Source organism: Cellulomonas sp. NS3 (assembly GCF_024757985.1).
Taxonomy (GTDB): Bacteria; Actinomycetota; Actinomycetes; order Actinomycetales; family Cellulomonadaceae; genus Cellulomonas_A.
The window spans coordinates 4,630,458-4,644,262 of the sequence record NZ_CP103289.1; the positions used below are offsets into that span (position 1 = coordinate 4,630,458).

13 protein-coding genes are annotated in these 13,805 nt (G+C 75.0%); 10 read left to right on the forward strand and 3 right to left on the reverse strand.

Annotation, left to right across the window (positions count from 1 at the left end; genetic code table 11):
- Nucleotides 1-79 precede the first annotated feature (79 nt).
- From NXY84_RS21070 to NXY84_RS21095, 6 genes are all read left to right on the forward strand, one after another.
- The gene (locus tag NXY84_RS21070) at nt 80-637 is read left to right on the forward strand and encodes a dihydrofolate reductase family protein (RefSeq protein WP_258724988.1); all 558 of its coding nucleotides are present in this window, start codon (nt 80-82) and stop codon (nt 635-637) included.
- The gene (locus NXY84_RS21075; protein ID WP_258724989.1) at nt 630-1,358 is read left to right on the forward strand and encodes a TetR/AcrR family transcriptional regulator; all 729 of its coding nucleotides are present in this window, start codon (nt 630-632) and stop codon (nt 1,356-1,358) included. Before NXY84_RS21070 ends, NXY84_RS21075 begins: the two co-directional genes overlap by 8 nt.
- 169 nt (nt 1,359-1,527) lie before the next feature.
- Nucleotides 1,528-2,661 (forward strand): phosphotransferase family protein, encoded by a 1,134-nt coding sequence (locus NXY84_RS21080; protein WP_258724990.1) that lies wholly within the window; start codon nt 1,528-1,530, stop codon nt 2,659-2,661.
- 11 nt (nt 2,662-2,672) lie between these two features.
- Nucleotides 2,673-3,884 (forward strand): acyl-CoA dehydrogenase family protein, encoded by a 1,212-nt coding sequence (locus tag NXY84_RS21085; RefSeq protein WP_258724992.1) that lies wholly within the window; start codon nt 2,673-2,675, stop codon nt 3,882-3,884.
- 93 nt (nt 3,885-3,977) lie between these two features.
- Complete coding sequence (locus NXY84_RS21090; RefSeq protein ID WP_396126350.1) at nt 3,978-5,582, forward strand: AMP-binding protein; 1,605 nt, start codon at nt 3,978-3,980, stop codon at nt 5,580-5,582.
- Nucleotides 5,583-5,712: 130 nt separating this feature from the next.
- Nucleotides 5,713-5,847, forward strand: a complete 135-nt coding sequence (locus NXY84_RS21095; RefSeq protein WP_258724993.1) for a hypothetical protein — start codon at nt 5,713-5,715, stop codon at nt 5,845-5,847.
- 51 nt (nt 5,848-5,898) lie between these two features.
- Here the strand turns inward: NXY84_RS21095 and NXY84_RS21100 are convergent, their stop codons facing one another.
- Nucleotides 5,899-6,360 carry a hypothetical protein gene (locus NXY84_RS21100; protein WP_258724994.1) on the reverse strand — a complete coding sequence of 154 codons (462 nt, stop codon included), beginning with the start codon at nt 6,358-6,360 and terminating at the stop codon, nt 5,899-5,901.
- A 281-nt stretch (nt 6,361-6,641) separates the two neighbouring features.
- Here NXY84_RS21100 and NXY84_RS21105 point away from each other — a divergent pair, with 281 nt between their 5' ends.
- From NXY84_RS21105 to NXY84_RS21115, 3 genes are all read left to right on the forward strand, one after another.
- Nucleotides 6,642-7,838, forward strand: a complete 1,197-nt coding sequence (locus tag NXY84_RS21105) for a DUF418 domain-containing protein (protein ID WP_258724995.1) — start codon at nt 6,642-6,644, stop codon at nt 7,836-7,838.
- A gap of 109 nt (nt 7,839-7,947) precedes the next feature.
- On the forward strand, nt 7,948-9,192 hold the full coding sequence (locus NXY84_RS21110) for a low temperature requirement protein A (RefSeq protein ID WP_258724996.1): 1,245 nt from the start codon (nt 7,948-7,950) through the stop codon (nt 9,190-9,192).
- A gap of 5 nt (nt 9,193-9,197) precedes the next feature.
- Entirely contained in the window at nt 9,198-9,563 is a 366-nt protein-coding gene (locus NXY84_RS21115; protein WP_258724997.1) for a DUF2568 domain-containing protein, read from the forward strand.
- Nucleotides 9,564-9,591: 28 nt separating this feature from the next.
- Here NXY84_RS21115 and NXY84_RS21120 read toward each other — a convergent pair whose 3' ends face one another.
- The gene (locus NXY84_RS21120; protein WP_258724998.1) at nt 9,592-12,765 is read right to left on the reverse strand and encodes an efflux RND transporter permease subunit; all 3,174 of its coding nucleotides are present in this window, start codon (nt 12,763-12,765) and stop codon (nt 9,592-9,594) included.
- 166 nt (nt 12,766-12,931) lie between these two features.
- Between NXY84_RS21120 and NXY84_RS21125 the strand changes: the two genes are divergently transcribed.
- The gene (locus NXY84_RS21125; RefSeq protein ID WP_258724999.1) at nt 12,932-13,399 is read left to right on the forward strand and encodes a MarR family winged helix-turn-helix transcriptional regulator; all 468 of its coding nucleotides are present in this window, start codon (nt 12,932-12,934) and stop codon (nt 13,397-13,399) included.
- Nucleotides 13,400-13,475: 76 nt separating this feature from the next.
- Here the strand turns inward: NXY84_RS21125 and NXY84_RS21905 are convergent, their stop codons facing one another.
- Nucleotides 13,476-13,766, reverse strand: a complete 291-nt coding sequence (locus NXY84_RS21905) for a hypothetical protein (protein WP_396126409.1) — start codon at nt 13,764-13,766, stop codon at nt 13,476-13,478.
- Nucleotides 13,767-13,805 lie beyond the last annotated feature (39 nt).

Here is a 13,805-nt window from a genome sequence, read left to right on the forward strand (position 1 = left end):
TAGCGCGGGCGGCACAACTGCGTCTACCGTAAACCGTATCCGGCGGACGCAGAGGTCCGCCCCACGGAGAGGGCCACCCATGCGCACGACCGTCGCCACCGTGTACGCCTCGCTCGACGGGGTCATCGACCACCCCGAGAAGTGGTCGCTCCCGTACTTCAACGAGCAGGCCGCCGCCTACCAGACCGAGCTGCTGAGCCGCAGCGACGTCCTGCTGCAGGGCCGGCGGACGTACGAGGGCTTCACCCCGTACTGGAACAGCCCGTCGGACGACGCCTACAACCACCGGATGTACGAGATCCCCAAGCTCCTGGTGTCGCGGACGCTGACCGAGGGGACCTGGCACAACACCGTCACCGTCACCGACGACCCGGTCGCGGCGGTCGAGAAGCTCCGGATCGACGGCGACGGCCACATCCTGACCTACGGGTTCGGGTCGATCGCGTACGCGCTGGCGGAGGCGGGGCTGCTCGACGAGGTGCACGTCTGGGTGCACCCCGTCCTGGCCCGGACCGCCGACCCGGAGGACCTGCTCTTCAGCCCGGGGGACCAGCTCCTCCGCTTCACGCACGCCGGGGCGACGACCCTCGACACCGGCGTCACGATCCTGCGGCTCGTCGCGGAGCCACGTGCCTGACCGTCCCGACGACGCCCGCACCGCCCCGCACGAGGGCCTCGCCCGGCTGCTCTGGGGCGAGCCCGTCCTCCCGGCGCGCGGGCCGCGCCCCTCGCTCGACCTCGCGCGCATCGCCGCGGAGACCATCACCGTGGCGGACGCCGACGGTCTGCACGCCGTGTCGATGCAGAAGGTCGCGGACCGCCTCGGCGTCTCGAAGATGGCGCTGTACCGGTACGTCGGGAGCAAGGACGAGCTCGTCGCCGTCGCGGTCGAGCAGGCCGTCGGCGTGCCGCCCGAGGTGGGGGCGGACGACGACTGGCGGGCCGCGACGGCGGCGTGGGGGGCCGAGCTCCGGGAGACCTGGCTCGCGCACCCGTGGCTCCCGGCAGCGACGATCGGCAACCGCGTGATGGGGCCGCGCGAGATCGCGTGGAGCGAGGCCGCCGCAGCGGCGCTCGCGAGCAGCGGGCTGACGGGGGACGCGCTCCGGGCGGTCATCACCCTGCTCTTCTCGCACACGCGGTCGACGCTGTCGCGCGAGCTCACGGGGACGCAGTACTGGACGACCGCCGACGACGTCGGGGCGGAGATGCGCGTGCTGCTGCGCGAGAGCGGCTCGGCGTTCCCGCGGATCCGCGCGGCGGAGGCCGCCGGCGTCGCCGGGTTCGACACGTGGCGCTTCGGCCTCGACGTGATCCTCGACGGCGTCGCGGCTCGGGTGCCCGACGCACGGGGGTAGCCCCCGCGTCGCTGAGCCGCTCGGCCCCGCGGCACACCGCACCGCACCGCGCTGCCCTCACCGCGCGGAGCAGAGCGAGCAGGGCCGAGCGTCACCAGGCATACCGACTGTCCGGTATGCTGCTCGGGACGGGCGCCGGCGCCCGTCCCGAGCACGGAGGTGGCAGCGCATGACGCAGCCGGTCCCGGACACCGCCGCCGCGGCCGTCCCCGCGCTGCCCCAGCCGCCCGCGCTGCGCACCCCGGACCGCTCCCGGCCCGCCGACCCGCCCGGCCTCGACGTCGCCCGCCTCGACGCCTGGCTCCGCCGCACGCACCCCGACCTCGCGACCGGCGAGCCCCTGCGCGCGACCCTGTTCGCGGGCGGCCGCAGCAACCTCACGTACCGGGTCGACGGAGCGCGCGTCCCGCTCGTGCTGCGCCGACCCCCGCTGGGCCACGTGCAGGAGACCGCGCACGACATGGCCCGCGAGCACCGCGTGATCCACGCGCTCGGCGGCACCCGCGTCCCCGTCCCCGCGACCGTGGACCTCGTCGACGACACGGACGGCAGCGCCGGGACGGGGACGCCGTTCTTCGTCATGGAGCGGGTCGAGGGCGAGGCGATCTCCGACCCCGCGCAGAACGCCGCCTACTCCCCCGCCGAGCTCCGGGCCGTGAGCCTCGAGCTCGGGGAGCTGCTCGCCGAGCTGCACACCCTCGACCCCGCGTCCGTCGGGCTCGCGGACCTCGGCCGCCCCGACGGCTACCTGGGCCGGCAGCTGCACCGCTGGGGCCGGCAGTACGACGGCTCCCGGTCGCGTGACCTCCCCGCGCTCGACGCGCTGCAGGAGCGCCTGCGCGAGCACGTGCCCGAGACGGTGCGGACGGGACTCGTGCACGGGGACTACCGCCTCGACAACGCGCTCGTCTCCCGGGCGGGCGGCGTGCACGTCGCCGCCGTGCTCGACTGGGAGATGGCCACGCTCGGGGACGCCGCCGTCGACCTCGGCATGCTCGGCCTGTACTGGGACATCCGCCGGATCGCGCCGCCCGACGGCCTGACCGCGAGCGCCGTCGACCCCGCCGCGGGGTACCCGGACTTCGCCGAGCTCGCCGACGCGTACGCCGCCCGGCTGGGCTCGCCGGTCCCCGACCTGTCCTGGTACCGCGCGTTCGCCGCGTACAAGCTCGCGGTGATCCTCGAGGGCGTGCACTTCCGGTTCAGGGCGGGCGAGACCGTGGGCGAGGGCTTCGACGCGATCGGCGCGATGGTCCTCCCGCTGGCCGACGAGGGCCTCGCGCGCCTCGACGGCGCGAGCTGAAAGGGGCGGGCGTGGACTTCGCGTACGACGAGCGGACCCGGGACGTCCTCGCGCGCACGCGCCCGTTCCTCGACGAGCACGTCCTGCCCGCCGAGCCGGTGCTCGACGCGCAGGTGGCCGCCACGCCGGACGAGTGGGGCCCGCGCCCGGTGGTCCGCGAGCTGCAGGAGGTCGCGCGGGCGCAGGGCCTGTGGAACCTGTTCCTGCCCGGGCCGCGCGGCGCGGGGCTGACGAACCTGCAGTACGCGCCGGTGGCGGAGGCGCTCGGTCGCAGCCCGCGCCTGGGTCCCGTCGCGACGAACTGCGCGGCGCCCGACACCGGCAACATGGAGCTCCTCGCGGAGTTCGGCACCCCCGAGCAGCAGGAGCGCTGGCTCGAGCCGCTGCTCGCCGCCGAGACCCGCTCGGCGTTCTGCATGACCGAGCCCGGCGCCGCGTCGTCGGACGCCACGCAGATCGCGACCCGCATCCGCCGCGACGGCGACCACCTCGTCGTCACGGGCCGCAAGTGGTGGTCGACGGGCGCGATGAACCCCGGCGCGACGCTGCTCGTCGTCATGGGCGCCACCGACCCCGACGCGCCGCGGCACCGGCAGCAGAGCATGGTGCTCGTCCCGCGCGACACCCCGGGCGTGCGGGTCGTGCGCCCGCTCACCGTGCTCGGCTACGACGACCGGGACCACGGCGGGCACGCCGAGATCGCGTTCGAGGACGTGCGCGTGCCCGCGTCGGCGCTGCTCGGCGGCGAGGGCGACGGGTTCGCGATCGCGCAGGCCCGGCTCGGACCGGGCCGCATCCACCACTGCATGCGCGCGCTCGGCATGGCGGAGCGCGCGCTCGACCTCGTCCGCGAGCGCGCCGCGTCCCGCTCGCCGTTCGGCCGCCCGCTCGCCGAGCAGGGCGTCGTCCGGGAGTGGGCCGCGGAGTCGCGCATCCAGGTCGAGGCGCTGCGGCTGCTCGTGCTCAAGACGGCCTGGCTCATGGACACGGTCGGCAACCGCGCGGCGATGACCGAGATCCAGGCGATCAAGATCGCGGTCCCGCGCGCGGTGCAGCAGGTCGTGGACCGCGCGATCCAGGTGTTCGGCGCGGCCGGGCTCTCCGACGACCAGCCCCTCGCCGCGATGTACGCCGCGGCGCGGTCGCTGCGGATCGCCGACGGGCCCGACGAGGTCCACCTCTCCTCGCTCGGGAAGGCGGAGCTCCGACCACGCCCGACGTGACGGACCCCGCTCGACACGACCGCACCGCACCGCTCGCCCCGCACTCCCCCGCCGAAGTCACGCCGAAGTCACCGCACGCGAAGGGACCCCGAGATGACCGCCGAGCTCGACCCGATCCTCACCGGCCCCGGCCACGGCACGCTGTCCGTCGCCGCGATCCTCGCCGAGACCGCCCGCCGCCACCCGGACCGGGTCGCGTTCCACGTCGGCGACGCGGCGCTGGCGTACGGCCCGCTGTGGGACCGCACGCGCGCGTACGCCGGCGCGCTGCGGGACCGCGGCGTCGGCCCGGGCGACCGCGTCGCGATGCTCGTGCCGAACGTGCCCGACTTCGCGCGCGTCTACTACGCGGTCCTGTCGCTCGGCGCGGTCGTCGTGCCCGTGCACCTGCTGTTCAAGGCGCAGGAGATCGAGTACGTGCTGGGCGACAGCGACGCGACGCTGCTCGTCGCGGCGGCCCCGATGCTCGGTGAGGCGCTGCCCGCCGCGGCGGCGGCCGGCGTCCCCGTCGTGACCGTCCTGGTCCCCGACGCGCACGTCGCCGCGGTCCCTGCGCCCCGCCTGGAGGACGAGGCCGACGCCGCCGAGCCGGTCCGCACGTACGCGTCGGTGAACCCGCTCGCCCCGGCGACGGTCCTGTACACGAGCGGCACGACGGGCCGTCCCAAGGGCGCGGTCGCCTCGCACCTGGCCCTCGTCGAGCAGGTGCACGTCACGCTCCTCGACACCGCGGACGTCCAGCCGGACGACGTGGTCTTCGGCGGGCTGCCGTTCTTCCACACCTTCGGCCAGTCGGCGGTGCTCAACACCGCGTTCCGCCGCGGCGCCGCGATCGTGCTGCTCCCCCGGTTCGACGCCGACGAGGCGCTCGCGCTGCTCGTCAAGCACCGCGCGACCGTGTTCACGGCCGTCCCGACGATGTTCCTCGGCATGGTCCAGGCCGCCGCGCGCACGCCGGACCGGCCGCCGCTCAAGTACGCGGTCTCGGGCGGCGCCGCGCTGCCGGTCGCGCTGCTCGAGGCGTTCGCGGCGGCGTTCGGCGCCGAGGTGCACGAGGGCTACGGCCTCACGGAGACGGCGCCGACCGTGTCGTTCAACTACGTCGGCGAGCCGATCCGGCCGGGCACCGTCGGGCGACCGCTGTGGGGCGTCGACGTGGAGATCGCGGACTCCGAGGTCGAGGGCCGGATCGAGCTGCTCGGGCCGGGCGAGCTCGGCGAGGTCGTCGTGCGCGGGCACAACCTGTTCAAGGGCTACCTGGGCAACCCGGAGGCGACCGCGGCCGCCGTCGTCGACGGCTGGTTCCGGACCGGCGACCTCGGCACCGTCGACGCCGAGGGCATCGTCACGATCGTCGACCGCAAGAAGGACATGATCGTCCGCAACGGCTACAACGTGTACCCGAGCGAGGTCGAGGACGCGATGGTGCGCCACCCGGCAGTCGCGCAGGCCGCGGTGTTCGGCGTCGCGGACGAGGCGCACGGCCAGGAGGTCCACGCCGCCGTCGTCCTCATGCCGGGCCGCACCGCGACCGCGCAGGAGATCGTCGACTTCACGCGCGAGCGGATCGCCGCCTACAAGTACCCGCGCGTCGTGCACCTCGTCGAGACGCTGCCGCTCGGCGGCTCCGGCAAGGTGCTGAAGCGCGAGCTCGTCGCGCAGTACTCGACGCCGACCGGCGAGCGCGTCCCGGGCTGACCGGCGCCCGCTGAAGGGGCGCACCGACAGGGCCTGTCGGCGTCGCGGCGCGCGCCGTAGCGTCGTCGCGAGCCGGCCGCACGCGCACCACCCCGGCGCGGCCGGCACCCGTACCGCGAAGGAGTGCCCGATGAAGATCGTCCCCAGCTCGGCCGGCGACCCGACCGCGACCGGCAGAGGTCCCGCCGAGTGGTTCACCCGCAGCGTGTACATCGACGCTGTCGCCACCCCCAGCCCGCCGTCGCGGTCTGGGGCGAGCACGTGACCGACGCGGAGTACGCGGCGGAGCCGGAGGGGCGCTGAACGCCAACGCGGGTCAAGGCCCGAGGTGAGGCACGCTCGCACGGCCGGGCTGGTCGCGCGGGCTCCCCCGGAGCGCGGACACCACGCCACCCGCCGCGGCGGTCAGCCACCCGACGAGCCCGCCGGCGAGCAGCATCCCCGGCAGGAAGGTCTGCGGCCGGTACGGGGAGTCGGTGCCCGGTTCAGGCAGTGCCGTGGTGTGGGCGTAGACCACGAGCCACGCGCAGGTCAGGACCGTGCCGGCGACGAGAGCGGTTCGTGTCGCCCTCTGCACGCGAGTGCGCGGTTCCCGCCACACGGGGCGCAGCAGCGATCGCCGGGTGCGGACCCGGTCGACCGCGGAGACGGCCATCAGCACGAGCCCCGCGACCAGGAGCGCTTCTCCCGAGCGGTCCAGCAGCGTGTCGACCACGCTCGACCTGAGCCCACCGCCGGCCGCTCGCAGGTCCCCGCCGTAGACGAGAGCCGTCTGCACCCTCGTCAGTCGACCGAGCACCCACGCGCTCAGCGCGCCTCCCAGGCAGGTGAGTCCGAGGCCCAGAGCCCGGCTGTCGACGGCCTTCACCCCCACCCCCTGGCGACCTCGTGGACCGGCGAGCGACCACCGTCTCACGTCGGCCGAGCACGGGGGCGGCGTCCGTCGACCTGGGTACGGCGCGCCGCACACGTCATCAGAACGACCGACGACGGTGGGCGACCCACCGCGCCAGGGTCGTCGTCGTGCCCGACGCCCCGCTCCCCGGAGGTGCTCCGACGATGCCCACCGCCCTCGCCGCGCCCACGACCACACCCGCCCGGATCACGTCCCTGGACGTCCTGCGCGGCGTCGCGATCCTGGGCACGTTCGCCTCGAACGCGTGGCTGTTCGCCCACCCGGGCGGGCCCACCGCCTGGTTCGCCGGCGGCGGGCCGGCGCCGGACGTCGTCGAGACGGCGCTCCGGACGCTGGCCAACGGCAAGTTCCTCGCCCTGCTCACGCTCCTGTTCGGCGTCGGCATCGAGCTGCAGTACCGCTCGGCGGTGCGTCGCGGCGCGCGGTGGCCGGGCCGGTACCCGGTGCGGGCGGGGATCCTGTTCGTCGAGGGGCTCGTGCACTACGTGCTCGTCTTCGAGTTCGACGTCCTCATGGGGTACGCGGTCGCGTCGCTCCTGGTGGCCTACCTCGTGGGGCGCAGCGACCGGGTGGTGCGCGCGTGGATGGCGGTGGTCGGCGGCCTCTACCTCCTCGGCATCGGGGCCGTCACGGCGCTGCTGCTCGTGCTGCCGGGTGGGCCGGAGGTGCCGGAGCCGGCCACGGCGTCCACGGCGAGCTGGTGGGCGCAGGTGCTCGTGCGGCTCGACAGCGCCGGGCTCTACCGGATCGAGCTCGTCCTGATCGTGCCGTCCGCCACCGTGCTGTTCCTCCTGGGGTCGCGGCTGGTGCGCGCGGGTGCCCTCGCCGACACCCCGGACGGCGAGCGCATCCGCCGCCGGCTCATGGTGCTCGGCTTCGGGGTCGGGGCGCCGCTGAACCTGCTGACCGCGTTCGCCGGCCCGGCCTGGCTGCTCGTCGACCGGTACGTGCTCCCGCCGCTGATCGCCCTCGGCCTGCTCGGGCTGATCACCGGCATCGTCCTGCGCAGCCGCGGCGGTGCACCACGGCGCGCGGTCGCCGCCGTCGGCCGGACCGCGCTGTCCTGCTACGTGCTCCAGAACGTGCTCGCGAGCGTCCTCTGCTACGACTGGGGCCTCGGGCTCGCCACCCGGTTCGCCGACGCGCGGCCCTGGTGGGTGGTGGGTCTGTGGGCCGCGGTCTCGCTGGCGCTCGTGCTGTTCGCGACCCTCTGGCTGCGTCGCTTCGAGCGCGGACCGCTCGAGCTGGTCGTGCAGCGGGTCTACGCCCGGCCCGCGCGGCCTGCGCCGTCACCCACCGGAGCCGGGCTCGCGGACGCGGTCCGGCAGGAGCACCACTGACCGGTCGCCGCGCGGGCCCGCAGGTCGCTCCGGGGTGATGCGCGACGGTCCGGCACCGCTACGTTGGGTCCGATTCGTCCCGATCCCCCCGAGGAAGACGGTGACCCGGATGGTCGAGGCAACGGCGCAGTCCGGCTGGTCGAGGTTCGCCCGGGTCCGCGGGACCGGCCCGGGCCACGGTGTCACGACGCTCGAGCTGTTCTTCGACCTGGTGTTCGTGTTCGGGTTCGTCCAGGTCACGCAGCTGCTGAGCGACGAGCCGACGGCGACGGGCGCCCTGCGCGGGCTCGTCGTGTTCGCGCTGCTGTGGTGGGTGTGGTGCTCGTACGCGTGGCTTGGCAACCAGGCGCAGGCCGACGAGGGCACCGTGCGGCTGACGATGCTGCTCGCGACCGGCGTCATGTTCGTCATGGCGCTGACCATCCCCGAGTCGTTCGTCGACCTGCCCGGCGGGCTCTTCGGACCGCTCGTCTTCGCGGGCTGCTTCGCCGCCGTCCGGCTGCTCCACCTCGCGAGCTACCTCGTCGCGGCCGGGGACGACGCCGTCCTGCGGCGGCAGATCCTCACGACGGCGGTCCCGGTCGTCCTCGCGAGCGGGCTGCTCGCCCTCGGTGCGGTGCTCGGGCCGCCCGCGCAGACCTGGGTGTGGGCGCTGGCCCTCGTCGTCGACTACGTCGGGATCTGGGTGACGAACACCGCCGGCTGGCGGCTGCACAGCGCCCGGCACTTCGCGGAGCGCTTCGGCCTCGTCGTCATCGTCGCGCTCGGGGAGTCGATCGTGTCCGTCGGGGTGGGCGTCGCCGAGCACGCCGTCTCGTGGCCGGTGATCGTCGGCTCCGCGTTCGGCATCACGACCGTCGTCGCGATGTGGTGGCTCTACTTCGACGTCGCGACCCACGTGGGCGAGCACGCGCTCGCGCAGGCCGACGACGCGGGGCGCAGCCGGCTGGCGGCGGACGCCTACACGTACCTGCACTTCCCGATCGTCGGCTCCGTGCTGTTCGTCGCGCTCGGCCTCAAGAAGGCGATGAGCTACGTCTCGGACCCCGAGCACCACACGCTCAGCGAGCCGTTGAGCGGCATGCCGCTGCTCAGCCTCTACGTCGGGGCCGCCGTCTACGTCGTCGGCCACGCGGCCTTCCTGCGCCGCACCGGTGGCCGCTGGGCGGTCCGGCACCTCGTCGCCGCCGGGGTCGTGCTCGCGCTGCTCCCGCTCGCCGCGCGCCTGCCGGCGCTCGCGGCGATGGCGCTCGTCGCGGCGGTCCTCGCCGGCCTGGTCGTGCTCGACCTCTCGAGCCTCGGGCAGCGACGCGACCAGATCCGCCACGGCCACACGCCGGCCCCGGCGGAGTGATCCCGGTGCCCGCGCCGAGGTCTCCCTCGCCCGCCGACGTCGGTGCCCTCGCGGTGGCGGCGTTCGCGGGTGAGCTCGTCCTGCTCGTGCTCGTCGCCGTGTCGGGCTGGCGCGCGGGCGGCGGTGGGCTGCCGTCGGTTCTGCTCTCCGTGGCGCTCGTCGCAGCCGTCGTGACGGTCTGGGGGCGGTGGGTCGCGCCCCGCAGCCCGCGTCGGCTCGGCCGGTGGGGACGCTGGCGGGTCGTCAGCGCCCTCGTGCTCGCGAACGTGGTGCTCGCCGCCGCGACGGAGGGGCCGGTCGTCCCGGCCGTCCTCCTCGCCGGACCGATGTCGTGGCTCTTCAGCCGCCCGGAGCGCGCAGAGCCCGCCTGACCCGGCGGCGGGGTGCGTCCGCGGCGCGCTAGTCGCGCACCGCAGCCACGGCGTCCGGCGTCGCCGACTCGTCCGCGGCCGCCGCCGGGGCAGCGTGCCGCCCCGCCCGCCGAGCCGTCCGCCGGTCCGCGCGCCGCTCCTTGCGCCGCTCGACCAGCACGTACAGCGCGGGGACGACCAGCAGCGTGAGCAGCGTCGACGAGATCAGGCCGCCGATCACGACGAGCGCGAGCGGCTTGCTGATGAACGCCCCGCCGCCCGTGAGCCCGAGGGCCATGGGCGTCAGCGCGAACACCGTCGCGAGCGCCGTCATGACGATCGGGCGCAGGCGCTTGCGGGCACCCTCGCGCACGGCGTCGTCGAGCGACCGGCCGCGCTCGCGGTACTGGTTGATGAGGTCGATGAGCACGATCGCGTTCGACACGACGATGCCGACCAGCATCAGCGCCCCGATCAGCGCCGGGACCCCGAGCGGCGTCCCGCTGACGAGCAGCGCGGCGATCGCACCGGTCGCGGCGAACGGCACCGAGACGAGCAGGATGAGCGGCTGCACGAGCGAGCCGAACGTCGCCACCATGACGACGTAGACGATCGCGATCGCGACGAGCAGCGCCAGGCCGAGGTCCGCGAACGCGTCCTGCTGCTGGCTCGCGACGCCGCCGACCTCGACGTCGACACCGGCCGGGAGGTCGAGCCCGTCGACCGCAGCCTGGAGCTCAGCCGTGAGGGAGCCGACGTCCTGGGTCGCCGGGGTGACCCGGACCGTCGCGGACCGCTCGCCGTCGACGCGCGTCACCGACGTCGGCACCTGCACGGCCTCGACCGCGGCGACGTCGGTCAGCGGCACGAGGCCCTGCGCCGACGGGACGACGAGCGCCTCGATCCCGGCGCGCGTCGCGGGCGCGGCGCCCGAGGACACGACGACCTCGAGCGGGCCGTCGCCCAGGTCGAGCTCGCCGATCGTGCGGGCGGGGTTCATCGCCGCGGCGACGACACCCGAGACGACGGTCTCGGAGAGGCCGAGCGCGGCGGCCGCCTCACGGTCGACCGTGACCTGCAGGACCTCCTGCTCGCCCGCGAGGTCGTTCGCGACCTCCGCGGCTCCCTCGACGTCGCGGACCGCGTCGTGCACGGACTCGGCGGCCGCCGCGAGGTCGTCGCGGTCGGTGGCCCGGACGGCGATGTCGACCGTCGAGGAGCCGAAGCCGCCCTCGCTGCCCGCGACGTTGATCGCGGTGACGGGCGCCGCGACGAGCGGCTCGACCGCCTCGCGGACATCGTCCTGCGCGGCCACCCCGTCGGCGTCGCCGTCGAGCGTGATCGCGAACGACGCCGAGGGCGTGCTGCCGCCGCCGCTGAACGCCGCCGCGGCCGCGTCGCCGGTGCCGACGGTCGTCTGCACGCTCTCGACCGCGTCGACCCCTGCCAGGGCGTCCTCGACCTCGCGCGCGGCCGCGTCCTGCGCCGCGAGCGACGTGCCGACCTCGAACCGCTGCGTCACCGTGACGGTGTTCTGTCCGCTGTCGCCGATGAAGTTCGTCTCGAGGCGCGGCACGAGGCCGAGGGTCCCGACGAGCACGACGACGGCGACGCCGATCGTGACCCAGGGGCGCCGCAGCGCCGCGGCGAGCGACGGCACGTACGCGCGCTGCCACAGGCCACGCCGCTCCTTCGCCTCGGCCGCCTCCCGCGCGCTCGCAGCGCCGTCCTCGGTGCCGTCGGCGCTGCGCGGCGAGCGCACGAACCAGTACGCCAGCACCGGCACGATCGTCAGCGCGACGAGCAGCGACGCGAGCATGGCGATGGCCACGGTCACGGCGAACGGCCGGAACAGCTCGCCGACCATGCCGCCGACGAGCGCGATGGGCAGGAACACCGCGACGGTCGAGATGGTCGAGGCGGCGATGGCCCCGCCGACCTCGCGCACCGCGGTCAGGATCGCGGCGGTCTTCTCCTCGCCGTAGGACAGGTGCCGCTTGATGTTCTCGATGACGACGATCGCGTCGTCGACCACGCGCCCGATCGAGATCGTCAGGGCGCCGAGCGTGAGGATGTTGAGCGTGTACCCGGTCGCGTTCATGACGATGAACGTCACCGCGAGCGACAGCGGGATCGACACCGCGGAGACGAGCGTCGAGCGCAGCGACGCCAGGAACACGAGGATCACGACGACCGCGAACACGAGCCCGAGGCCGCCCTCGGTCGCGAGCCCCTCGATGGACTCCTCGATGAACGGCGCCTGGTCGAACACGACCGCGGTGCGCGCGCCCTCGGCCTCGAGCGCGGGGCCGAGGTCCGCGAGCACGTCCTGCACGGCGTGCGAGACGTCGACGGTGTTGCCGTCGGGGGTCTTGGTGATCGCGACGCCGAGCGCCGGGGAGCCGTCGAGCCGCGAGTACGACGTCGGGTCCTCGGGGGTGACCGTGACGGTCGCGACGTCGCCGAGCGTGCCGGCGCCGAGCGGGAGGGCCGCGAGGTCCTCGACGGACCCGAGGCGCGAGCCGGCCTGCACCGAGTAGGTCCGGTCGCCCTCGGTGAGCGTGCCGACGGGCAGCACGACGCCGTAGTCGGCGAGCAGGTCGGGGACGGCGGTCGGGTCGACGCCCGCGACGGCCACGCGCGCGGCGTCGAGCTCGACGAGCACCTGGTCGGCGGTCCCGCCGGTCACGGCGACCGTGCGGACGCCCTCGATGTCCTCGAGCGCGGGCACCACGACGGTCTCGATGGTCGCGGCGAGCGCGCTCGTGCCGGAGTCGCCGCCCTCGTCGGACGCCGCCGCGAGCTGGATCACGGGCAGGTCGTCGAGCGAGCCGGTGATGACGGTCGGCTCGACGTCCTCGGGCAGCTGGGTCTGCAGGCGCGAGATCGCGGTCTGCAGGCGCTGCGTCGCGGCGTCCAGGTCGGTGCCGTACTCGAGCTCGATGGTGGTCAGGCCGAGCCCCGTCGAGGCGGTCGACGTGATCGCCTCGATGTCCGGGATCGAACGGACCGCGGCCTCCACGGGCTCGACGACCCCCTGCTCGACGACCTCGGGCGAGGACCCCGGGTAGACGGAGACGACGACCGCGACGGGCAGCTGCAGCGACGGGATGAGCTCCTGCTTGAGCTGGCCGACGCCGAGGACCCCGAAGACGGCGATGGCGAGCGTCGCGAGCGCGACGACGGCGCGGTTCGCCAGGGACAGTCGGGCGAGTCGGAACACGGGAGGCCTCCAGGGGCACGACGGCGCACGGGACGTGCCGGCAGACGACGGGCGGACGACGGGCGGACGACGGGCAGGGCGGACGGGGCGGTCGACGCGCGGCATCCTCGGCGCAGTCGTTAGCCTAACGCGAAGCATCCCGCCGGTGTTCCCGTAGCCTCGCCCCATGACCGACGATCCGCGCGCCGACCTCGTCGCCCAGTTCGCCGAGGCGCACGCGGCCCTGGACGACGCGTTCCTCACGTCCCGGCTGCGCCCGCTGCTCGAGACCACGCTGACCGTCCAGCAGCTCCGCGCGCTCGGGCTCGTCGCGACCGGCGGCGCGACCACGACGCACGCGCTCGCCGAGGCCCTCGACGTCTCGGCGGCCACCGTCTCCGGGATCGTCGACCGGCTCGTCGGCGCCGGCATGGTCGAGCGGCACACCGACCCGCACGACGGCCGCGTGCGCCCGCTCGCCCCGACCGACGCCGGCACCGCGACCCTGCGCCACCTGCTCACCTCGCCCATGGACGACGAGATCCAGGTGCTCGCCGCGCTCGACGTCGACGACCTGCGGGCGCTCGTGCGCGGCATGTGGGCGCTGGCCGAGGCGGCCCGCCGGCTCGTGCCGCAGGCCCCGCCCACCGCCTGACGAGCCCGTCCGACCGGGGCGGGCGAAGCCTCGCCTCCGACTTGCTCAGCCGCCCGGGGCAGGCAGCCGCGGGCCGCTACCCCGAGCCGCCCGCGAACTCCTGGGTCCCGAGCACCCGCAGCAGGCGTAGCTTGCCCTCGGCCTCGCTGCGCGGCGCGGCGGTGAGCACGAGCAGCGTCTGCGAGCCGTCCTCGGTGAAGAGCGCCTGGCAGTCCACCTCGACCGGCCCGACCTCCGCGTGGACCAGCACCTTGTGGTCCTCGAACCGGCGCGCGACCTCGTGCGCGTCCCACAGCCGCTCGAACTCCGGGCTCCGGCGCAGCAGCTCGCGCACGAGCTCGCCGGCCGGGGAGTCGGCCCCGCTCACCCCGTACGTCACCCCGCAGCGACGCGACCTGCGCGCGGC

Excerpts from the sequence above, each read along its gene's own strand:
- NXY84_RS21070 (WP_258724988.1), top strand. The coding sequence starts at position 80 with ATGCGCACGACCGTCGCCACCGTGTACGCCTCGCTCGACGGGGTCATC.
- NXY84_RS21080 (WP_258724990.1), top strand. The coding sequence starts at position 1,528 with ATGACGCAGCCGGTCCCGGACACCGCCGCCGCGGCCGTCCCCGCGCTG.
- NXY84_RS21090 (WP_396126350.1), top strand. The coding sequence starts at position 3,978 with ATGACCGCCGAGCTCGACCCGATCCTCACCGGCCCCGGCCACGGCACG.
- NXY84_RS21095 (WP_258724993.1), top strand. The coding sequence starts at position 5,713 with ATGAAGATCGTCCCCAGCTCGGCCGGCGACCCGACCGCGACCGGCAGA.
- NXY84_RS21105 (WP_258724995.1), top strand. The coding sequence starts at position 6,642 with ATGCCCACCGCCCTCGCCGCGCCCACGACCACACCCGCCCGGATCACG.
- NXY84_RS21110 (WP_258724996.1), top strand. The coding sequence starts at position 7,948 with ATGGTCGAGGCAACGGCGCAGTCCGGCTGGTCGAGGTTCGCCCGGGTC.
- NXY84_RS21125 (WP_258724999.1), top strand. The coding sequence starts at position 12,932 with ATGACCGACGATCCGCGCGCCGACCTCGTCGCCCAGTTCGCCGAGGCG.